Source organism: Chitinophaga sp. CF418, from assembly GCF_900142925.1.
GTDB lineage: Bacteria > Bacteroidota > Bacteroidia > Chitinophagales > Chitinophagaceae > Chitinophaga.
On the sequence record NZ_FRCN01000001.1, the window covers coordinates 1,079,954 to 1,101,797 of the forward strand.

At 44.0% G+C, this 21,844-nt stretch carries 19 protein-coding genes and 1 pseudogene; 8 read left to right on the plus strand and 12 right to left on the minus strand.

Annotation, left to right across the window (positions count from 1 at the left end; all coding sequences use genetic code 11):
• Positions 1-33: 33 nt before the first annotated feature.
• A complete protein-coding gene (locus F3I09_RS04465; RefSeq protein ID WP_149693824.1) occupies positions 34-1,110 on the plus strand; it encodes a helix-turn-helix domain-containing protein in 1,077 nt (358 codons plus the stop codon).
• Positions 1,111-1,473: 363 nt separating this feature from the next.
• On the plus strand, positions 1,474-1,647 hold the full coding sequence (locus F3I09_RS33970; protein ID WP_188133678.1) for a hypothetical protein: 174 nt from the start codon (positions 1,474-1,476) through the stop codon (positions 1,645-1,647).
• Between the two features lie 30 nt (positions 1,648-1,677).
• On the opposite strand, the gene F3I09_RS04470 is transcribed toward F3I09_RS33970, so the two are convergent.
• On the minus strand, positions 1,678-2,979 hold the full coding sequence (locus F3I09_RS04470) for a PepSY domain-containing protein (RefSeq protein WP_149693825.1): 1,302 nt from the start codon (positions 2,977-2,979) through the stop codon (positions 1,678-1,680).
• A 210-nt stretch (positions 2,980-3,189) separates the two neighbouring features.
• On the opposite strand from F3I09_RS04470, the gene F3I09_RS04475 reads away from it, so the two are divergent.
• The gene (locus tag F3I09_RS04475; RefSeq protein ID WP_149693826.1) at positions 3,190-4,194 is read left to right on the plus strand and encodes an AraC family transcriptional regulator; all 1,005 of its coding nucleotides are present in this window, start codon (positions 3,190-3,192) and stop codon (positions 4,192-4,194) included.
• Between the two features lie 298 nt (positions 4,195-4,492).
• Positions 4,493-6,298, plus strand: coding sequence for a glycoside hydrolase family 2 protein (locus tag F3I09_RS04480; RefSeq protein WP_149693827.1), 1,806 nt, complete (start codon positions 4,493-4,495; stop codon positions 6,296-6,298).
• Between the two features lie 57 nt (positions 6,299-6,355).
• Here the strand turns inward: F3I09_RS04480 and F3I09_RS04485 are convergent, their stop codons facing one another.
• The 3 genes from F3I09_RS04485 to F3I09_RS34575 all read right to left on the minus strand — a co-directional run bounded on the left by F3I09_RS04485 (position 6,356) and on the right by F3I09_RS34575 (position 7,432).
• The gene (locus F3I09_RS04485; protein WP_149693828.1) at positions 6,356-6,700 is read right to left on the minus strand and encodes a hypothetical protein; all 345 of its coding nucleotides are present in this window, start codon (positions 6,698-6,700) and stop codon (positions 6,356-6,358) included.
• 92 nt (positions 6,701-6,792) lie between these two features.
• Positions 6,793-7,134: a hypothetical protein gene (locus F3I09_RS04490; RefSeq protein WP_149693829.1), complete on the minus strand. Its 342-nt coding sequence runs from the start codon at positions 7,132-7,134 to the stop codon at positions 6,793-6,795.
• A gap of 166 nt (positions 7,135-7,300) precedes the next feature.
• Positions 7,301-7,432: a hypothetical protein gene (locus tag F3I09_RS34575; RefSeq protein WP_255479297.1), complete on the minus strand. Its 132-nt coding sequence runs from the start codon at positions 7,430-7,432 to the stop codon at positions 7,301-7,303.
• Positions 7,433-7,460: 28 nt separating this feature from the next.
• Here F3I09_RS34575 and F3I09_RS04495 point away from each other — a divergent pair, with 28 nt between their 5' ends.
• Positions 7,461-9,980: a S9 family peptidase gene (locus F3I09_RS04495; protein WP_149693830.1), complete on the plus strand. Its 2,520-nt coding sequence runs from the start codon at positions 7,461-7,463 to the stop codon at positions 9,978-9,980.
• A 79-nt stretch (positions 9,981-10,059) separates the two neighbouring features.
• On the opposite strand, the gene F3I09_RS33975 is transcribed toward F3I09_RS04495, so the two are convergent.
• The 5 genes from F3I09_RS33975 to F3I09_RS04515 all read right to left on the minus strand — a co-directional run bounded on the left by F3I09_RS33975 (position 10,060) and on the right by F3I09_RS04515 (position 16,597).
• Positions 10,060-10,266, minus strand: coding sequence for a hypothetical protein (locus F3I09_RS33975; RefSeq protein WP_188133679.1), 207 nt, complete (start codon positions 10,264-10,266; stop codon positions 10,060-10,062).
• Positions 10,267-10,483: 217 nt separating this feature from the next.
• Positions 10,484-10,975 carry a thioredoxin family protein gene (locus F3I09_RS04500; protein WP_149693831.1) on the minus strand — a complete coding sequence of 164 codons (492 nt, stop codon included), beginning with the start codon at positions 10,973-10,975 and terminating at the stop codon, positions 10,484-10,486.
• Positions 10,975-14,085 (minus strand): FAD-dependent oxidoreductase, encoded by a 3,111-nt coding sequence (locus tag F3I09_RS04505; RefSeq protein ID WP_149693832.1) that lies wholly within the window; start codon positions 14,083-14,085, stop codon positions 10,975-10,977. The genes F3I09_RS04500 and F3I09_RS04505 overlap by 1 nt, the downstream gene beginning before the upstream one ends.
• A 102-nt stretch (positions 14,086-14,187) precedes the next feature.
• The gene (locus F3I09_RS04510; RefSeq protein ID WP_149693833.1) at positions 14,188-15,717 is read right to left on the minus strand and encodes a hypothetical protein; all 1,530 of its coding nucleotides are present in this window, start codon (positions 15,715-15,717) and stop codon (positions 14,188-14,190) included.
• A 184-nt stretch (positions 15,718-15,901) separates the two neighbouring features.
• A complete protein-coding gene (locus tag F3I09_RS04515; RefSeq protein ID WP_149693834.1) occupies positions 15,902-16,597 on the minus strand; it encodes an IS256 family transposase in 696 nt (231 codons plus the stop codon).
• 388 nt (positions 16,598-16,985) lie between these two features.
• On the opposite strand from F3I09_RS04515, the gene tnpB reads away from it, so the two are divergent.
• The 3 genes and pseudogenes from tnpB (at position 16,986) to F3I09_RS34330 (ending at position 18,885) form a co-directional block, all read left to right on the plus strand.
• Positions 16,986-17,348: an IS66 family insertion sequence element accessory protein TnpB gene (gene tnpB, locus F3I09_RS04520; protein WP_149693835.1), complete on the plus strand. Its 363-nt coding sequence runs from the start codon at positions 16,986-16,988 to the stop codon at positions 17,346-17,348.
• 50 nt (positions 17,349-17,398) lie between these two features.
• Positions 17,399-18,669: pseudogene (locus tag F3I09_RS04525) on the plus strand (IS66 family transposase); the annotation flags it as partial.
• 84 nt (positions 18,670-18,753) lie between these two features.
• Entirely contained in the window at positions 18,754-18,885 is a 132-nt protein-coding gene (locus F3I09_RS34330) for a transposase domain-containing protein (protein ID WP_223233130.1), read from the plus strand.
• Positions 18,886-19,005: 120 nt separating this feature from the next.
• Here F3I09_RS34330 and F3I09_RS34710 read toward each other — a convergent pair whose 3' ends face one another.
• From F3I09_RS34710 to F3I09_RS34335, 3 genes are all read right to left on the minus strand, one after another.
• The gene (locus F3I09_RS34710; RefSeq protein ID WP_149693838.1) at positions 19,006-19,683 is read right to left on the minus strand and encodes a reverse transcriptase domain-containing protein; all 678 of its coding nucleotides are present in this window, start codon (positions 19,681-19,683) and stop codon (positions 19,006-19,008) included.
• Complete coding sequence (locus F3I09_RS04540; protein ID WP_149693839.1) at positions 19,637-21,259, minus strand: recombinase family protein; 1,623 nt, start codon at positions 21,257-21,259, stop codon at positions 19,637-19,639. The genes F3I09_RS34710 and F3I09_RS04540 overlap by 47 nt, the downstream gene beginning before the upstream one ends.
• 131 nt (positions 21,260-21,390) lie before the next feature.
• Positions 21,391-21,735 carry a ribbon-helix-helix domain-containing protein gene (locus tag F3I09_RS34335; protein ID WP_223233128.1) on the minus strand — a complete coding sequence of 115 codons (345 nt, stop codon included), beginning with the start codon at positions 21,733-21,735 and terminating at the stop codon, positions 21,391-21,393.
• Positions 21,736-21,844: the final 109 nt, after the last annotated feature.

Genomic DNA, 21,844 nt, shown 5'->3' on the forward strand with positions numbered 1-21,844 from the left:
AACAATAGATCGATGCCCCTTAAATTTTAATTTATGCAATATTTCGGAGAGAGATTAAAAGCGGCACGCAAGATCAAAGGCTGGTCCCTGCAGGAACTCGTTAATGAAACTTCTCATACGGTCAGCAAACAGGCCCTGAGCAAATATGAAGCAGGCATTATGCTGCCTTCCCGCAAAATATTACAGATTCTCTCAAAAACATTAGCGGTAAAACTCAGCTATTTTGACAGTCAGCCGGTATTCAAACTGCCGGCATTTGAGTTTCAGCGTAAGGGCGACTTGTCTGTCAAACAGGCGGAAAGCATCAAAGAAAAAGTAAAAGATGTACTGGAGCATTACCTGCAGACAGAAGCGCTGCTCAATATCCGGTCTAAATTCAGCAATCCTGTAAAGCCCATTCCGGTTCCTGATGAACTGGCAGCTGCGGACGTTGCCACCAAACTGCTGAACAAATGGGACCTTGGATGGGGTGCGCTTCATAATGTGACCGAAATGCTGGAAGGGAAGGGCGTGCGAGTGATCCAGGTATCATCGCCGGATAGCTTTGACGGCCTAAGTACTTATGTAGGGAAGATACCTGTAATAGTACTACATAAGGATCGCCCTACGGATGTAAAACGGTTTGCTGCGATGTACGAACTGGGACAGCTCCTGCTGAATATCCCCGCAGATACAGAACGGCAGAAGATCGCTGCCGTCGCAGACAGGCAGAAGATCTGTGAAACCTTCGCAGCAGCGATGTTGTTGCCGGGGGATGCTTTGGAAACATTGTTAGGCAACAAACGGATGGCTATCGCTCCGGGGGAATTGATCTGCATCAAAGAGCAATATGGATTACCGATGCGGGCTATTATGCAACAGGCCATCTTCAAAGAGATCATCGACCGCAAAAATGCCAATGCTTTTTTTAAACTGATCGCTGATAACGCCGATGAAACAGGCCTGGGGAATTATACCGGCCAGGAGAAAGTGTACCGTTTCGACAGGATGGTATATAGATTAGTGGCAGAGGAGATCATTGATGTGGAGAAAGCTGCTGATCTTACCGGGATAGCAATAGAGGAATTACAGAAGAAAGTAGAAGTGTTTGAAGCAGTCGTCCAGGATTAACAAATATGCGAAGAAAGATATGGGGTCTTTTGTGATTGGGAACTATCACAAAAGACCCTTTTTATATTGAATACATTGTTTGTAAACGTGTGTTCGCTGTGATTTCCCGGGCGGCACGCTTGCATTCCCGGGGTTGCATCCCGGGCTACAAACACAGGGACTCCTGATGGAGTCTCATTGTGTTTTATTGTGAGGCGTACCCATCTCACAACATAAAACAAGCGGCGTTTCCTTTCACATACCCGGGGAAAATCCCCTCCCCATATCCCGGCTATTTCCCATTGTGGACGCTTACCCACCTACCTACCTTTGACTCAACACAACGCCCCGTACAGCTATTCATCACATTCAATCACTACTATTATGGACCCAGCATTCGTACAAGCATATTTCGACAGGTGCGACAAAAGTGTTGTCAGGAAAATAATCACCACAGCCTTCAAAGCCCAGGAGCTGCCTGTCACAATCCGGCCTGTCACACCACGACTTAACCCCAATAAGAACACGAACAAAAGAAAAGCGTCAGCCAGTGGCTGACGCTCTCTCATATAAATATTTCCATATTTATCAGCTATTCCGGACAGGGGGAATATTCGTTGTTAAACCTCCACTATTGTCAACATAAAGCGTACTCGCCGCCTGTCCGTGCTTTCTTTTCTGATGATGTAGCTTACTACTTTTCTCCCGCTTCTTCCCCTTATTCCACCATACCAGGAAACCCGTTACAGGCAGACTGGCACAGATCAGGCTTGCAAAAAACGCCAGGATCTTACCCGGCAGGCCAGCAATAGCTCCTACATGGATATCGTAGTTCATGCCGATCAGTTTCTCTCCTGCATTCCTGTCTTTCGCTGTTTCGTGTAATAGCAGTTTGCCGGTGTTCCTATCAAACTGCAGGTCGTCCCGGTCGTAATAGGTTTCTTTTCCCCAATAGGCAGACATGCGGAGGGTAGCGGTATTACCATTAGCCGCGGCAAATACGCCTATGCGTTTTGCCTGGGGGAACTGCTGTACAGCCGTCGTATAAGCCACATCGAGGGGATTACTGCCGGCCAGTGGCAGTGCTAAAGTATCTGATTGTACTTCTTTATGCTGTGGCGGCGTAATACTGCGGGATGCCACCACGTAAACGGTAGCCTGAAACCATTTAAAGGCCCATACCATCCCCGTAAGGGCAAGTACCAGGGCTATCAGCAATGCATAAAAACCAAGTACATTATGCAGGTCGTAATTCACTCTTTTGAAATTGCCTGACCATTTTATCCTGAAGCTCTGCTCACGGGTCTTCTTTGTCCATTTCTTCGGCCACCAGAGTATCAGGCCGGTGATCAGGAGGATGACGAAGATGAAAGTAGCCCATCCTACTATCGGCTGACCGTATTTCGTATTCAGGAGTAAGCTCCAGTGCAGGTATTTAACGATCACGAAGAAATCACGTTTCAGATCGCGCACTGCGGTTACATTCCCGGTATAAGGGTCTACATAGGCGGCTTTATAAAAAGCGGTAGCACCGAAGATGGTAACGGCATTTTCGTCGCCCTCGGCATAGGTCAGGAACTCCCAGGCGCGGTCAGGAGCCCGATAAGTAAAAACACTACGTACGGGAAACTCTTTCCCCAAAGCAGCCTGTGCCTTTTCCTGCAGTACGCTTAATGGCAGCACAGGTGTATGCCTGGCGGTAACGAACAGCTCATCATGATGTACCCATTCGTTGATCTCTTTCTGGAACACGAAAATGCAGCCGGTGATGCTCACGATCAGCACAATGATGCCGGACGTCAGTCCCAGCCAGAGGTGCAGCCAGGCATTCAGTTGCTGCCCCCAGGATTTCCCTTTTTTCTTAGCGTTTGTTTGAATATCGTTCCCCATGGTATCAGAGATTGGAAGTATTGCTTTACGGCAGGGGCTGGTCCCTTTGTGAGTGTGCATAGGGTATCCTTACCGAGCTAATGCGCGAAGGTCGGGATGCAGTAAAAGATATTCCAGACAAAAAGGGAAAAGTATTTACGCAAAGCGGAAAAAAAGAAAATATGAGACTGGTAATGCAGTTGCAGTACTGTGTTCTAATTTGGTAGTACGATGACCCTACCATTGTCCATTTCAACCCACATCGGGCAACCGATACTGTTTACCCCCGGTATGCCTGAAGCCTATTCCAGCTACGCGCTGCAAGGCACGAGGCCGTTTTACGCGGTGAGTGACAGCTTTGGCTGTATCCTGTTCCAGCAGGTAGCGAATCATAGTTACAATGCATGGGTGAGTCATTATATCATTAATAAACCAACAGCATTCAAAGTAAAAGGAAATGTGGACGATCTGCTGTTCCACCATACATTAAAGGGTAGTATGTTTTATGAGCTGAACAGTCACGAAAGTGAGACGTTTCAGCACCAGATGAATATAGTAGTAGCTCCCCGGCTTCGCCATGTGATCCGTTTCAAAGCAGCAGGTATATATGTTGCGCTGGACATCCAGATCCCGGTGGAAGACTTTAAGAGTTACCAGGAAAGTTTCCCGGTTGTACAAGACCTATTAAAGAAGCTGGATAACGAAAATACCATTACCCTCCTGGATCAGAATATGATAGCCCACGAACGCCTTCGCAATATTATACAGGATATTACCGAACGCCAGTTACCTAAGGCAGCCAGCGAAAAATACAGAGAACAGAAAACAGGAGAACTCATCATTGAATCACTTGATATGCTTTCACGTTACCTTACAGATGCCAACGGCCTGAGCGCGGCCGACCATGAAAGGGGCCAGAAGACAGAGGTACATTTGCTGAAACATCTGCAGCAACCATCACCTCCTACCCTCAAACAATTGGCGAGATTTGCCGGTACGAATGAAAAGAAACTGGAAGAGATCTTCCGGAGCCGTCACGGTATTACCGTATACGACTTCTTCCAGAACGCGCGTATGCGTATCATTTACCGCAAGCTCACCGAGACTGCTGTGCCCTTGCAGGACCTTGCTGAAGAATTCGGTTACACGGATTATTCCAGCTTCTCCTACGCAGTAAAGAAACGTTTCTCAATGAGTCCGCGTGAACTGAGGAGGAATAGTAGTATTAACTCCTAATTGATTTTCCCTCTTTCCAAAGTTCATCATTTAACTCCTAAAAACCCTCATTATATCATGACGTAACTTTAATACAGAAAGAACAATATTATTCGTTTTCGTTGCCATAACGACCTATAATACGACAAGAACATTTAATGGTATATTGAGGAAAACAACGTCCTGGCTTTCTAGCCGGGACCTCTTTTCTTACAATGTTACCATTTCCAATATATCGCAACATATACCAATTGTGAAATGCCAATTGTATTCTCATCTCATTATTTGTATTCCCCCATTCACTCATTAACCCAGGTACATGAAACCGTTTAAAAGCACGCTTTTGTTTGTTACCCTATGCTTCCCCTGTTTTCAGATCGCCCTTGCCACTGGTGGGGGCGATTGGTTTTCCGGCAGATGGTCCATGCAACCTGTACCTCTCCAAACCCGATGGGCAACCGACGTTTCTCCTGATAATGTCTTACCTGAATATCCACGTCCGCAGATGGTACGTTCGCAATGGCAGAACCTGAACGGCCTGTGGAAATATGCCATAACCCGTTGGGATGATGGTATGCCTTTACAATTTGATGGTGAGATACTGGTGCCTTTCCCTGTTGAGTCGGCACTATCCGGCGTACAGCGCGCGCTGTTGCCTACACAGCGGCTCTGGTATAAACGATCTATCAAAAAGCCGGACACCCGCGGCGGCAAACGGGTACTGCTGCATTTTGGCTCGGTAGACTGGAGAGCTGCTGTTTATCTCAATGGTAAATTGCTGGGCAGGCATATGGGCGGGTATCAACATTTCTCTTTTGATATTACGGCCTCCCTGCAGGAAGGGAATAATGAACTTGTTGTGAGTGTGCTCGATCCTTCCAACCTGGGGCCTAATCCCAGTGGTAAACAGACCTTACGGCCGCGGAGGATACTTTATACTGCCGTCAGCGGTATCTGGCAGACGGTGTGGATGGAAACGGTGCCTCCTACCTATATCACAGACCTTTTTATGACACCTGATATTGACGCCAACTGTCTCAATCTGCGTGTCAATACTTCAGATACGACCGGCAGTGTAGTTGAGGCCATTGCCTATGCAGGTACCCAGGCAGTTGTCCGCATCTCCGGGCCTGCCAACCGGATGCTGGACCTCGGCGTTCCCTTTGCACATTTGTGGAGCCCTGCAGATCCTTTTCTTTATCATCTGAAGATCAGGTTACGGCGGCATGGACAGGTCGTCGATTCTGTGACCAGTTATTTCGGAATGCGGAAGATAGCCGTACAGCAAGACAGCTCAGGGATGCCACGCCTCTTTCTCAATAATAAATATACCTTCCAGTTGGGTGTACTTGACCAGGGCTATTGGCCGGAAGGATTGTACACCGCTCCCACTGATTCTGCACTTGTCTTTGATATCAGGATGATGAAGGATATGGGATTTAATACCATCCGCAAGCATGTGAAGCTGGAACCTGACCGCTGGTATTATCATGCTGACCACTTAGGCATGCTGGTATGGCAGGATATGGTGCCTTGTGCGGATGAAGACTTCTATTCCACTTCCCAGTTTGAACAGGAGAATAACGAGAACCTTTACCAGTTACACAATTTCCCATCTATTGTGATGTGGGTATTGTTCAATGAGGGATGGGGGAAATACGATCAGAAGCGCCTCACGGAGTGGATGAAACAAGCCGATCCTTCGCGTATCATTAACGGTCATTCGGGGGAGAACCTGGATGTATATAGCGACACACCTATGCGTGACCGCTGGATCAGCAGTGATGTGACAGATGTACATTATTATCCCGGTCCGTATATAGCACCGGCATTGCCGGGGAAAGCGCGGGTATTGGGAGAATGGGGCGGAGTGCGCGTGATTACTCCGGGGCATCAATGGGCGCCTAAGACAGGATGGGGATATGTAGAAGTAAATGCGCAAAAGTTTGCAGAGAAGTATAAGTACATGATGGGGCGGTTGAAGTTGTATGAGAAACAGGGATTATCCGGAGCGATATATACACAGCCGTACGATGTGGAATCGGAGGAGAATGGGTTTATGACGTATGACAGGGAGGTGGTGAAGATTGGCGTGGAGGAAATGAAGAAAGTAAATACCTGGTAATAAAATGGGAACTTTCCTGAACCGTTCAAAACAGGAAAGTTCCCGGGCATGCAGCTCTTACATAGCTGTTGTGATATTTGTTATCGTAGTAGTGCACCAATAAAATTGGCGGGTGATTGTTTCCGTTCCGGAAACAGCCTGTAATGTTTTTACACCAATGGGCTGGCTCATAACCTGGTAATAAACGTGGGACAGACTACCGGGAACTGTTGTAATAAACCATACAGTGGTTGTACATAAACTTCCCGTTGTATAGTATATCTTGTTACCAACAGTCTCATATACAATAGATGTTGGCGTAAAGACTGGCTCCGCGGTGAACCTGCTAATCTTAAAAGCCAGCAGGCCTCCTGTCATGGAGCATACGAGGATAAGTACCAGTAGAATTTTAGCTTTTTTCATAGTAAATGGTTTACATGTCCAGGAAAAACGCTTCCCGGTACATCAAAAAAAGAGGAGTCTTAGCCTCTCAGATAAGACTCCCCGGATTAATTTTACATATCACTCGTTGTTTTTGTCGATGTTGTTACACATAGCCAAAACGGTAATGTGGTCGTCAACGGACCTGAAGGCCATTGTTTCAACGTACGTGTCGTTGTAGGAACTCCTACCAGATGCCAAACTACAGCAGGGCTACCCACGTCAGTAATCCACTGATTAATGGTTGTACAAAGATTCCCCGTGGTATAATACGTAACACCATTTATTGTAACATAAATGATCGTTGTAGTAGTAAAAGCCTGCTCATTTGTAAATCTCATTGCTTTAAATGCCAACCCGCCACCAGCAATAGCTAGCAAGGCGATCAGGGCGAGAATAATTCTACCTTTTTTCATAAAACAGGGGTTTAATCATTCGTTAAATGCCTACTCTTTTCGATGGTTTTCGGCGACTCCATTATGCCGGCCGGCAATGACTTATTATATAGAAAAGTTTGTTTGGGAGTAATTCTTTATACTTCAAGGTTATATCAGGTGGTCAGGGATGATCAGTGAAAATTGGTTAGTCAGGATGCTTCTCAAATGTTCCATCTTTCTCTCCAAAGTTATTTGTTTCTATAGCAAAAGACTTAGTAGATGGGTATAAAAATTGCGCTGCTTTTTCCTTATCTACTAAGCATTTCGTGCCGCTCATTGTCTATTTTAAAGAGACTCCAGACATTATGAAATACGCAATTACTATTCTCCTCTGCTTTCATATTTCGTTCGTAAACGCCCAGAAGCCTCCCATTAACAACTTCACTTACAAAGGGTGGGAAATGCTGTTGAACTATCATATTTCCGATAATGGCAAATATGTCTGGTATACTTATGGATCTGAGCTTAGCGGTATCACGCTGGTCGTTCGCTCCATTACTGGTAGCTACTGCAAATTATTCACCGGCGTATGGGATGCGGTCTTCACATCAGACAATCAACACCTGGTATTTAATTCGCCCAAAGGCCTCGGTGTACTGACATTAGGTACATCGACTATAAATTATACGCAGCGAATCAATACTTATACAGTCGCCAATAATGGCAAATGGCTGGCAGCAAAACTGGCAGATACAATGCTGCTTAAAAACCTGCATACTAACGAGGAACGCTACTACACCAGGGTTAGTACTCATTTGTTTAATAATGCGGGAAATGTGTTGGTGTATTATACTAAAGATAGCCTGGTATGGACGGATCTTGTGACTAATCATTCCCGGCTGATTGCCATAGGAGATGAAATTGATAATATTACTTTTAATCATGCAGATACCGCCATTGCGTTTACTGACAGTAGCCATATTCACTATTTCAGTAAAAGAATGGACAGTCCGCAACAAATCCTGCTGACGGGATTGAGGCCCGGCACTACATTACTTCCCTTACCGCTACAATTTAGCCAGGATGATAAACTATTATTTTTTAAGGTAGCCAAAGAACGTACGCCTGTCGCGAAGGACGCTCAGCAGATATCAAATAAGCTCAATATCTGGGACCACCGGGATATCCGTTTGCATTCGCAGGAGATACCGGATCCCTATAGGCCCTTTTCAGCAGTTGTTCCTGTATCCGGAGGTGCTGTTATTCAACTCGAAAATGCAGATACTATCCTATCAGGGCAGCCAGGAAATCAATATGCCCTGGTATCGAATGTGGTCAATGAGGAAGATGCCTACTGGAACGAGCAGCAAGTGAAAAGTTACGATCTTATCTCATTAGCAAACGGTACGCGTAAACATGTGATATCTTCCCCCCAGCGGGCGCTCGGTGTGGAGCTGTCTCCTGCTGAACACTATGTTAGTTGGTTTGACACAACCAACCAACACTATTTTACTTATGAAATTGCCACAGGGATTACCAGAAATATCTCTGCAGCTATTCCTGCTACGCTGGCACATAAACATCTTTCCAGTACCGAGAAATGGCCCTATGGAACTGCTGGCTGGCTATCGGAAGATCAGCGACTGCTTGTCTATGATGAATTTGATATATGGCAATTAGATCCTGGTGCCAGAACACCTCCCCTTAATATTGCCGATCATTATGGTCAGCAACATAAGACGATACTCAGGCTAGTATACCCGCAGCAGTTGCTCACACTCCGGGAAAATGATCCATTGCTGGTCACCTGCCTCGATAGTAATAAATACAATGGCTTTATGCACATTAAAGCTGGTATTAATCGCTCACTGCGTCCGGTCAATATGGAGCCTGCTGTTTATCACTTTCCGGCCCTGGTTGTTTTCGAGCCGCCAGCTCCCCTCAAGGCAGAGAAAGCAGGTGTATATATTTTGCAAAGGCAAAGCGCCACCCAGGCGCCGAATCTCGTCACTACGACTGACTTTAAAACATTCAAACCACTCTCTGATATCCAACCTCAACAAACTTACAACTGGTTAACGACAGAACTGGTCCGTTGGCCTATGCCCGGAGGTACTACCGGCACAGGCATACTTTACAAACCAGAGGATTTTGATAGCACCAGACAATACCCCATCATATTTCATTACTATGAACAACGAAGTAATGAAATGCACCTCTTTCCTAAGGTAAGACTGAGTAATGGCACCTTAACCATTGCCTGGTATGTCAGCAACGGATATCTCGTCTTCGTTCCTGACATCTATCGCCCTACCGGCAGGAATGGGGCAGCCATTCTCAATACCGTCGTATCTGCAGCCCAATACCTGGTTGCCCGGCCTTATGTAAATGCGAAGAGAATGGGCTTGCAGGGACATAGCTTCGGCGGATACGAAACCAACTACATCATTGCACATACAAATATCTTCGCAGCAGCACAGTCGTCCGCCGCTCCTTCGGAGCTATTCGGTCTTCACGGCGGACTGGGATTCGGGGGTAGGAGCTACCATTATATATCTGAACTGGGACAGCTGAACCAGGGTGTGCCGCCCTGGGAGAACCCCGATCTGTATGTACAGGCCTCCCCTATATTATTTGCGCAGCAAATCAACACGCCTTTATTGATGATGCATAATAAAGACGATAGCGCGGTGCCGTTTTCACAATCAGTGGCGTTGTTTATAGCGCTGCGGAGATTACAAAAGCCTGTATGGTTGCTGGAATATCAAGGGGAAGGGCATGTATTGTATGATCCAGGATGCCTGTTGGATTTTAGTATTAAGCAAGAGGAGTTTTTTGATTATTACCTGAAGAACAAAAACATCCCCGGATGGATGCAGCGATGATACAACTGGCTCCAGATATCGCTTGCTACCAAGGATTTCTATTTAGTCCTAACTGAGTAAATAAAACATTAAAGTAGTTTCAGTAAAAAATCATGAAAAAAGCAAGGATCTTTCTTTCCTTAATTGCACTCTTGGCAGTTATTGGAGGAGCTTTCGCCTTTAAGGCGTTCAAATTCAACGCCACCCCGGCATGGAGATATACAAATTCTATCACAATAGGTGGTAGCGTGTATTCATCAACAGTGCCATTTTGCACATCAACAGACCCGGTGTCTTTCTTTACCACATTATGTTTTGAAATAACACCTACATATACATCAATAGCGCGGACAGGCGCATCTACAATTACTTTAGTATATACTGCAAATACAAACCTGACATATACAATACCACAGACTTCCTGCAGTCTCTTAACAACATGCGTGACAGCTATTTTATAACTAATGATTCATTGCAATGAAGGTCATAAAATTCCCCATGACAATGCCTGGCCAGGACATATGTCAGGAATTTATGACCTTCTTCAGTGAATCCACCCCTACTCCACCGATCACAATCTGTTTAAACTCTTTCTTTTTATCATAGATCACCAGGTATGGGAAGCCTGGTGCTTTGTAGTAAGTAAAGAAGAAGCCCTTCACATCTTTCCCTATAGTGATATTCTTGTATTTATCGAGCTTGAAGAGTGTATCATACATCTGGATCTCCTTAAAATCTGCCACCGTTGCCATATAAAAACGTACATCCTTTAACTCATCCATCCGCTTAGTGATCTCCCTTGTCAGGGCCTGACAATAAGGGCAATCAGGACCAAAGAAAAATAACACCACTGGTTTCCCTTTGGGAATATTAGCTGTATTTAATTTGACAGTGGTGTCCAGCAATTGGATGTTAAAAGCCGGCAGGTCTTTATCAATTCCTGGAGGCAAAGCGCGGTTATATTTCGTACAACTGGCTATTCCGGCTAACATCAAAACTAACAACAATGATCTCATTACGATTGTATTTTATTATTGGCTGCCTTCCAGATATAATCCAGCAGTAGCAATCCAAAGGAGAAAAATATTAATATGGGTAGCATCTGGAAGCGCAAAGCGATCTGGGAGGCGAATACGCTGAATCCAAAATTTATAATCCAGAGGCCGAAGGCCAGTAGCAATCCTATTGATAAGGCCCTGTTATGTTTGATTCCATGCAGTATTACAAATCCTACCAGGCTGAATAAGAACACTACATTCATCACACCTACGAGAATAGGATAAAAGCTGAGTATTGTTACCTTCAGATCCTTGAAATGTGTTTTCAGTTTCCTGGATTCAAAGCCAAACCACATTTGCCCAATTGGAGCGATACTGTCTTTACCCATGTTGTACGTATCTAAGAATTCTACCGGTGGCGCATAGTACTTCATGGTGTTAGGCAGTAAATAATACTGGGCAAATGTGGTTGGATATTGCCTGATCAGGTATGCGCCATATTCTGCGAAGAGAGGCCCTACGGTAGCCCATTTTTTTAATATATGTGCAGTTGAGTCCTTTTGGAATTTACGATACATGTATTGCTGCAGCGGTGATTTTGGATCCCACATGTACCAGGTATTAGCGATCATCATCTCCTGCTGGTGCATAAAGATATTCCTGGTTGTATCAAAATAAGTCCGCACCATCTTGTCCAGCTGCTTGAACTTAGCTGGCATTGGAGGTGGCGGTTCGTCCTGTACAAATCGGTAAGCATACAAGGCATTATTAGCCATCTGCCAGCCACTGAAAGGCGAGAACTGTCGAATACCGGTCAAGCGGTCATATTGGTTACTGGTGTGCCACACAAATCCTGCTATCAGAATGATACTGGACAAAATCCCCACTACTTTCCGCCTCCACGGCTGACGGCTGATAATAAATGCCAGTGCAGCGACTATTGGATAAAACAAGGCATTATATCTTACAGTGAATGCAAGGAGAATAATAACGGCATGTAAAATGATCAAACTTTGGTTCGGTCTGTGGAGAATCCAAAGTAATAGCGTAAACCATATAAGGCTCAGACTTAAAAATAACGCATCACTGGATACATAATTCGCGATGTAGAGGAATACCGGGTTAAATACCATAAAGCCATAAAGCAGCCCGAATGCAACTTTTCCTGGCTTGTAGAAGTAGGCCAGTGTAAATACCAGGGCCAAGGCACTGGCTTGCAACAAAAAATACTGAAATCCAACCAATGCAGTATCTGATATTGTAAGTGTACTAAAGAAACGTAGGAATTTGGAATAGCCAATCGGATAGGTGTTTATACTAAAATTCCCATAAGCAGATTCGAGATATACATAAGAATCCCCATCAATAAAACCTGCTGAAGGATATAAATGCTTGAAGATGAAAAACTGTACAAGGACTGCTAAACCGGCGAACCAGACAAGCGCTTTATTCCAGGGCAGATCCCACAGGAATTCCTTAAATGATGGAACACGCTCAGGCGCTGCAGCTGCTGGCGCTGCATCCGCGGACTTTTCCTCGTGGTACTCCTGTTCTGTATTGATAGCCCAGATGTTATCTTTTGTAGTGATACCTTCGATGATATTATCCACCGCTACCATGGCTGTCAGCATGGAATGGTCTGCATTGTTGTATTTATGCATCCCATTACGCCCTACCAGGAACAGGTTTTCCAGTTGATCGGTATAGGCTCTTACTTTGTCGAAATGGGCATAGGCACCGAAATAAGCTGGATAAGTCTTTTCTACTCTCAGCACAGTGCTGTCCAGCACATTCTCTGATGTAGCTAAGCCGATCTTTTCCAGTTCCCTGATGGCCAATGCTGCGATTTCTGTATCGGGTAACTTCCAGAAATCATCTGTTTCATTACAGAAGAACTCCATTCCCACCCAGGCGGTATCCGGATCCTTTACCATGTATGGGCTCCAGTTGTTGAATAACTGCAACCTTCCTACTTTTACGTCCTTCTCTTGTATATAGATCCAGGTATCTTCCAGCTTCAATGGCTTCCATTCTCCGGTATGTTTATCCAGGAAAGAAAGCCGGCGAAGCAGAATGCCTACAGTAATAAAATCCCTGTATTGCAGTTTGGAAGCAATATCTTTCACCGGTTCGGGCACTTCTCCTATTATTCCTCCGATTAACTCTTTTACCGGCATGGTGCTGAAGAAATAGTCTCCTGTCAGGGATAGCTCTTCACCGGTTTGGTTATTGACAGCAGTAACAGCCGTTACTTTATGATCATCGGTATAAATATGTTTTACATCGTGATGCATGTGGATAATACCTCCCATTTCCTGCACCTGGCGGGCTACTTCCTCCCATAATTGTCCAGGCCCAAGCTTGGGATAAAAGAACTGTTCTATCAGGCTGGTTTCTGTGTCCTTCTGTGCAACATCTACAGATGCTTTTTTCTTCTTTTTACTCAGCTCCTGGATGGCATGTTCTATTGCCTTGCGGATACTTACCCCTTTGATACGTTGTGCGCCCCATTCGGCGGGAATTTCATCGCAAGGTACTCCCCACACCTTTTCCGTATAATCTTTGAAAAAGAGATGGTATAAAGTCTTCCCAAACCGGTTGATCATAAAATCCGCCAGGCTCTTTTCAGGTCTGCGAGGGAATAACTGAGCCCAGAGGTAGGAGAACAGGATAGCAATGGTCCTACCTATTCCCAATTTTTTCAGTGTATCTATTGATAAAGTAATCGGATAAGTAAAAAAGCGACGTAAGAAGTAAATCCTGGACAAGCGTTTACGCACCAGCATCACTTTATCCGGATCATTACTCTTTAGATTCTCAGGCAGATCTTTTCGATTAATATCTCTTAACTTATTCTGGTATCTGATCTTAAAAGATTCCTCACTACCTGCCTGCAAAGGCAAAATATTCAGCCACCAGTGCATTACCCGGTCAGACTTTGAGAAGAACCGGTGCCCGCCGATATCCATGCGGTTACCTTTATAATTAATGGTCTTTGAGATACCGCCGATATCTCCGCTTTTTTCTAATATAATGGGGATAATGTCAGTACGTTGTAACATCTCATAAGCGGCAGTCAATCCTGCGGGGCCTGCTCCTATGATAATGGCATTTCTTTTAGATTCCATAATATGGCATTGAATAATTGTAAACAGGGCGCCTCAAGGGTCGTGGTTAACTATTCTAAAATACCACAGTATGCGTTCTGAATTGTTAGGAGAAAGCGGATATTATACCGCCGGGTCAACGACGGGTTCAATATCCTCTTTTTCAGGTTTAGATTCCTGAAAGCTTTGCCGGATCACAAATTCTAACAGTAGACCGGCGAAAGCAAGGGTGAAGATGAAAGGGAACGCCTGGTAGCGGAGAACGATCGGTGAAGCGAACACACTGAATGCCAGGTTACTGAGCCATATTAGCAGCATGATCCATAATACCGTCCGGTAATAAGGACTGACTTTTGAGAAGCCCCCAAGAACGACAAATCCGATAAATCCAAAGAAGAAGATTACGTTGATCATGGCTAGGAGCAGCGGGAATATTGCAGTGAGAATGATGAATTTGTTTTTTGAGAAGTGATGAACTTTGTTGGATTTATAGCCAAACCAGCTCACTGCGCCGGGATCGACAGTGTCGCTCATCATATTATACATTCCTAAAAACTCTGTGGGAGGAGAATAGTAGTTTATAAAATTAGGCCAGATATAATAGCGAAGGAATTCGGCTGGGTACTGTTTGATTAACCAGGCACCGTACTGCCCATAATAATTTGAGACAGATGCCCAACGTTTAAGATAGGGTGTTGTGCTGTCTTTTCTGTATTTATCGATCAAATATAACTTCAGCGGAGCCTTATCATCCCATAAGTAATAGATACCCAGCTCCTGGTCAGGCCTTTGCTTCAGCCGGTTAAGGGAATCCATATGTTTGACAGTAATAGAATGGATTCTCGCGAACTGCTTCGGGACTGGACCTCTATTAGCGGGTGGCACATGCGCATACATGAACAGGGCATTACTTCCCATCTGCCATCCACCGAAAGGCGAAAATGTGGCCACCCCCAATCTGTCTTGAAATGTAAGGGTTGTGTAAAGGAAGAACCAGCCAACAGGGACAATAACCACAACTAATCTCAACAACTTTTCTTTGATTGCTCCGTTTGCTAGTAACACTACCAGCATGCTTATAATGGGATAATACAGGGCATTATAGCGCACAGAGAATACAAATCCCAATACCAGAGCATGAAAGATGAACATTTTACCGGTAGGGAGATATAATATCCAAAATAGGCTTGTTAGCCATAAGAGACTGAAGGTGGCAAATAAGGCATCACTGGACACAAAGTTAGCAATGTATAGCCAGAGTGGATTTAAGACAAGAAGGGCAAATAACACCCTCATTGTCCATTTGCCAGGCTGTAATAAGTATTTTATAGAGAATAAAAAAAAGAGTATGGCTAGTTGTAGCAGAAAATATTGAACAATAACCAGTCCGGTGTCCGAACGATTAAATACACTAATGAAGCGGAGAAATTTGGAGTAGCCCACTGGCCACATATTAATATTTACATTATTATATGCAGCGTCAATGTAAGAGTACGAATCCGGTAAAAAATTGGGGAAAGGATACAATTTCATTATGACAAATAATAATATCCCGGCCAATAGCACAGATAGTATTAAACAAATTCGACTTTCTTTGTCATTCCAGATGTCCTTAAAAAAATCAGCGGGAAGTAAAGGGGCTTTAAGTGTCATATATCCGCAGGTTAACATGTAAAAACTAATGCCCACAATTTAAATAGGAATAAAAAATTATAGTTACCAGATAGCGAATATTTAAATACATTATATGGAGGCTCACTCGCTATGTTGCTATAAGCAGCGAACATTGGATTATATGAGATTATAAAATATATTGTGTAAACGATATGGCAACTGTTTAGAGTCTACATCTTTTTTCAAATATCGTTAAAAATTGATGGAGTATGATACCCCAGTTATGGAGCGTCATACTCCATTTCTTTTCTATGTTCATTATAGCCAGATATACGGCCTTTTGAGCCGCAGTATCATCAGTAAACTGGACCTTGGTCTTAGTATACTTTCTGATACCTCTGTTGAGATTTTCAATCGTGTTGGTGGTATACATGATCTTGCGGATCTCAAGGGGAAATTCAAAATAGCTGGTAAGATTATCCCTGTTGTTCTCCCAGGATTGAATAGCATGGCGGTATTTAGTTCCCCATTTGGCAGCAAATGCAACTAGTGCCTGCTCAGCGACATCCCTATTTGTGGCACCATAGACCTCTTTAAGATCAGCACAAAACTCCTTTCTGTCTTTCCAGACCACAAATTTGCAACTATTGCGGATCTGGTGAACAACACACAACTGAGTGACCGTCTGCGGAAATACGCCTTTAATAGCATCGGTAAAGCCTTTTAGGTTGTCCGTGCAGGCAATCAGTATGTCCTCTACGCCACGAGCCTTTAAATCTGTTAAAACACTCATCCAGAAGGATGCAGACTCTGTTTCTGCCATCCACATACCCAACACTTCCTTTAAGCCGTCTTTTTTGAGCCCGATAACCAGGTAGATGCATTTGTTGATGTATTGTATCCCTCCGGGCAACTGCATATTGTAAACGTTAGGAAGTAGTGATAGCTTCGCCGATTATGAATATTGATACACCCCAGTCCCCAACAAAAGCTAGTACCGTAAACCGATCTGTTACGGAGAAGAAGCGTCTATTGTCCGAATGGGAAACGAGTTCGCTGAAAATGAAGGCCTTCTGTAAGCAGAAACAAATATCTGTAAATGGATTGAAATCCTGGATAAAGCAGTTTGGCATGGGACGCAAGCGCAAGTCAACGAAACGAAGCACTGATTCTTTCATTGCCCTGGTTCCAGAGAGGTTAAACATGATAGTCCCTTTCGCGGAGTATCAGCTGCCAGATAACGGCAAGCTCACAATAAATCATCCGGTATCTGCATCGTTTCTCAAAGAGTTATTATCCGCGTCCAAATGATAACACTCCATCCAGAATGCCGATACTTCCTTTACCGGGTACCTGTGAACATCAACAAAAGCTTCTACAGTCTCGCTTCCATCGCCAGAGAACAGATGAGAGCAGAACCGCTTTCCAAAGACGTATTCATTTTTTTGAATAACAGACGGAATCAACTTAAACTACTTGTCTGGCAAGGAGATGGCTTCGCAATCTTCCACAAACGCCTAGAAAAAGGAACGTTCGAATTGCCAGCCTTCCTGCATGATCAGAAGCACCTGGTGATCCCTTACAGCGAACTGTTATTGATTCTTCAGGGTATCAGCTTGCAAAAGGTCCAGTATCGCAAGAGATATAACCAACAAATGCTCGCACGTTAACATCCTGCTAACAATATTGACATGGAGATTATCTAATATTGTATCTCCACATGCAACACCCCGACATTGACTATAAGGAACGGTATGAACAAGCTGAACAAACAATTGGTCAGCTGAAGCACGAGCTGGCAATATTGAAGAAAATGATATTCGGCAGCCGCCATGAAAAGTTTGTCTCTGCTGAAGCATCTTCACAACAACTTTCACTAGATATAGCGTCAGAGGAAGTACATGCAAATAAAGTAACCAGTGCACAACGGATATCCTATACGCGCATCAAGGTCAACACGGAATCAGCGCCGCATCCAGGGAGAAATAAGCTTCCGGATCATTTACGCAGAGAAGAGATCATCATTGAACCTGATAATGTACCATCAGGAAGTAAGAGGATTGGTCAGTTAGAGACGGAGGTATTGGAATATAAAGCTGCGGAGCTGTATGTTAAAAAATACATCCGGTATAAATACCTGACTCCAGAATCAAACGGGACAGCGTCATCGAATATTATCACAGCTTCATTACCAGGAATGCCACTGCCTAAATGCATTGCAGGTCCTGGCTTATTATCTCAAATGATCATTGACAAGTACATTGATCATTTACCACTGCATCGTCAGATGCAGCGCCTTGATCGGGCGGGTGTGAAACTTCCATATTCAACACTGACTGACTGGGTAGGTGCAGCCGCAAATCTGATAACACCACTTTACGATGCGCTCGTTAGTCATGTGTTCAGCAGTAATTACATACAATGTGACGAGAGCCCGATGCCAGTACTAGATAAAGACAAGAAGGGGAAAACACATAGAGGCTACTTCTGGGCTTATCAGGACAGCATCAATAAACTGGTTATTTTTGACTACCAGGAAGGACGGAACAAAGAAGGACCAACCAAAATGCTGGGCGATTACAAAGGTACGATTCAGACGGCTACCAGATATATGACACGACTGCCGAAAGTAAGGGAATAAATCTTATACATTGTCTTGCCCATGCCCGAAGGTACTTTGTTGACGCATTGGATCATGATAGTATCCGGGCAGAACATGCGCTGCTGCAAATACAACGGCTGTATAAGATTGAGCAAGATTGTACTACTCAACTCCACAATACTGATACCCGAAAGAAATGTCGCTTGGAAAATGCGGTTCCCATACTCAAGGAACTTGGCAAGTGGATGGTAGAAGAATATGGCAAAGTATTGCCGAAGAGCCCTATTGGCCAGGCGTTAGCTTACAGCATTAAGCGCTGGGACAAACTCAGTGCCTATGCTTTTACTGGACACCTTTACCCTGACAACAACTCCATAGAAAACTCCATCAGACCAATCGCACTTGGGCGTAAAAATCACCTATTTGCGGGATCACACGAGGCAGCTAGAAGATCCGCCATGCTGTACAGCCTAATGGGCACTTGCAAGATGCATAATGTTAACCCCGGCGAATGGCTCGAAAATATACTCAGCGTAATCGCTGATCACCCTGTAAACCGGATCAATGAACTACTTCCTCATATCTGGATACTGAAGCAAAAATAATCAACTCCCGCATACCTACATAGGTCGAGTAAGCAAGGGGGATTTCACCCCAAGCTTCTCACAGAACCGTACGTGAACCTCTCGATTCATACGGCTCTTCCAGATTAGAAGTATCAATAACTAGGGGTTGATGAGTGTCCAGTGAGCAAATAACCATGGCTGACTCGCATATACACTCCTCAGCCAGTTGATTGCTCTCATTTTTCCGATCTTCCTACTTTTCCTTACCCATTCAATGATCTTCAGATGCAATATCCACCATACCTTGACGGTAGTCCATTGATTCACCTTACAGTAGTAGTTGATCCAACCACGAACAATCGGATTTAATTTAGCTGCAAGTTGTTGAATATTCCCTGTCTGATGCTTTATTCTCATCGATCGGAGATGGGAAACTACCCTTCTTTTGGCAGCCGTACTCATACATCTGGTGAACAATAACTTCCACCCATCTTTTGTTGGGCAGAACCTCGGCCTGAATGTGTAGCCTAGAAAATCAAACTGAACTTTATCACCCCTTTCCAAATGGTTATGATTACGGCAATACACAATTTGTGTTTTACTTTCATTTAGTTGGATCTTACACTGAGTGAGCCGCTCGGAAATCTTGTCCTTAATGAACTCCGCTTGCTTCTTTGACCTTACATGAACAACAATGTCATCACAGTACCTTTCGAATCTTATGTACGGATGTTTTAGCTCCATCCATTTATCGAAGGTAAAATGAAGATAGATATTAGCCAGCAGCGGACTAATTACTCCTCGTACACAATTGGTAACTTTTACTATTCTTCTCATTCTTAGCCTCTTTTAAAGGTATGGAGTGCTTGATATCTATAATATCATCGCCAACCACAACTTCCTTTACCAGTAGTCTTAGAATCTTCTTTTTCTCCTTTATGTCCAATTGTTTTACATTCAATCCTAACTGACTGGTAAAACTTTCCGCATCCAGCAATTGAAGCCGCTGATCCAATGCCAGTTCATGATTTTTTAGGCTCTCCAGCTCCTTATCTATCGTATTTATCCGCTTTTGTAAATCAGGCATCCTTTTTCGCAGCTGAACAATTGTAATAAGACCTTCCTGGTAGGCATCCAACAACTTATCCATCGACTGCAATAATTTGGTACGCTGCTTCACTATGATTTCCTTTTGTTTTATTACAGGACTCGCTTTTTTGGTCTCCTCTACACGTTTTTCCACTTCTCTTTGGATCAGCTTTGGTTCTTCCAGCAACGCCACTAGTTGTTGCCATACAATATTGTCCAGGTAATCCTGCCTAATTGGTTTGCAATTGCACTTACGCACTCCTTCAAAACGGTAAGCATCTGAACCAAAGCACCGATAATAGTATATCTTCTTTTTTGCTGATGTGGTTGTATGCGTCCTGTATAAAGAATAACCACATTCGCTGCACACCATCATTCCCTGAAGCAATGTTTCCACTTTTGTGTTCCGCTGGGAATGAAGCTTATTATTCTTTAGTCTTTCCTGCGCAATATCAAACGTCTCCTGGCTGATTATCGCAGGGACAGCTATCTCAATCCATTCTTCCCTCGGTTTCTCTCTGTTACAACCACTTTGAGCCACAAAACCTCCTTGGGCCCTCAATGGTTTGGTGATCCGCTGCCGTTCAGCATGTTCTGTTTTACCATAGCATGCCTTTCCACAGTAAGCCGGATTTCGTAACATTGCCCAGATAACGGACCGTTCCCATTTGCCTATATTCTTCCTTGTTGGTATTTTCTCCGAAGTAAATTTTCTTGCAACTGTACCTATACCACAAAAATCTTCTGTATACATCCGAAACATTTCTCTTACAACCGAAGCTTCCTGCTCATTAATTTCATAGTATGCGGATGTATCATCTGTCTTCTTGATATAATTATAGCCATACGGCGCTCCGCACAATACACTCACCACACCCGATTTTGCTTTAAATCGTTTCCCCCTGCGTGATCGCTCTTTAATAATAGCCCGTTCGTATTCGGCTATCATGCCCTGGAATTGCAACAATAAGGCTTCCTCTGGGGTATCTGCTTTCGGTGAGTTGATAAATAATACTTCTGTACCGCATGACGCAAATTCATCCATGAGTACTACCTGGTATGCATAATTACGGCTTAATCTGTCTGGACTGTATATTAATACTGCCTGTATCTGCCCCTCAGCACTTAGATCTCTTACTCTTTCAAGACCGGGGCGAACCAATATGGCTCCGCTGTACCCTTCATCTCTAAATATATATTCCTCTGGTACAAGATAGCCCTGTTCCTGGGCAAAATGCAATAATTCATCCACCTGGCTACCTATCGTCTTTTTATCCTTTTGCTGATCGGACGATACTCTCGTATAAATCGCTGCTGTTTTCATATACTGAAGTTTGTTCAGTTAATTCATCAGGATTTTGTTCACTGAAAACAACCGGCCTACCTGCCGGAACAAGGAGATGATATACCTGTGAGAGCTTTTGCTCCCACAACCGATCATAGTTAAATGATTCCTTAACTTGTCTCTCCTTCTTTGACATGCTCCTTCTTTGCTAAAAATTCTTCCAGCGCAGTATGGACCACTCTGCTGATCGACAAACCTTTGGATTCGGATAGCTTCTTTATTCGTCTGATCAGTGTCGGTGGCAATTTGACCGTAAATACTACGGAACTCTCCGGTATGGCCATCTTCTCGTTGATCTCTCTGGCTAATTGAATATAACGATATGCCTGAATTTGGGACACTCCATATTTCTTCATCAACAGCTCCACTATATGTGGCTGAGGTTTGTTCTTCTGAAGCAAAGAAAATGCCTGGTTGATGCGTTTGACCAACTCGGAATTCTGCGATCTTTCCATTTATCATAAATGTAATACTTTTTATGATATACATAAACTTAAAACTTCCCCCTTTTAATAGGTATTCTCCTTAAAAACTCAATGTTTGTGGGTGTGTACGTGGAGCTAA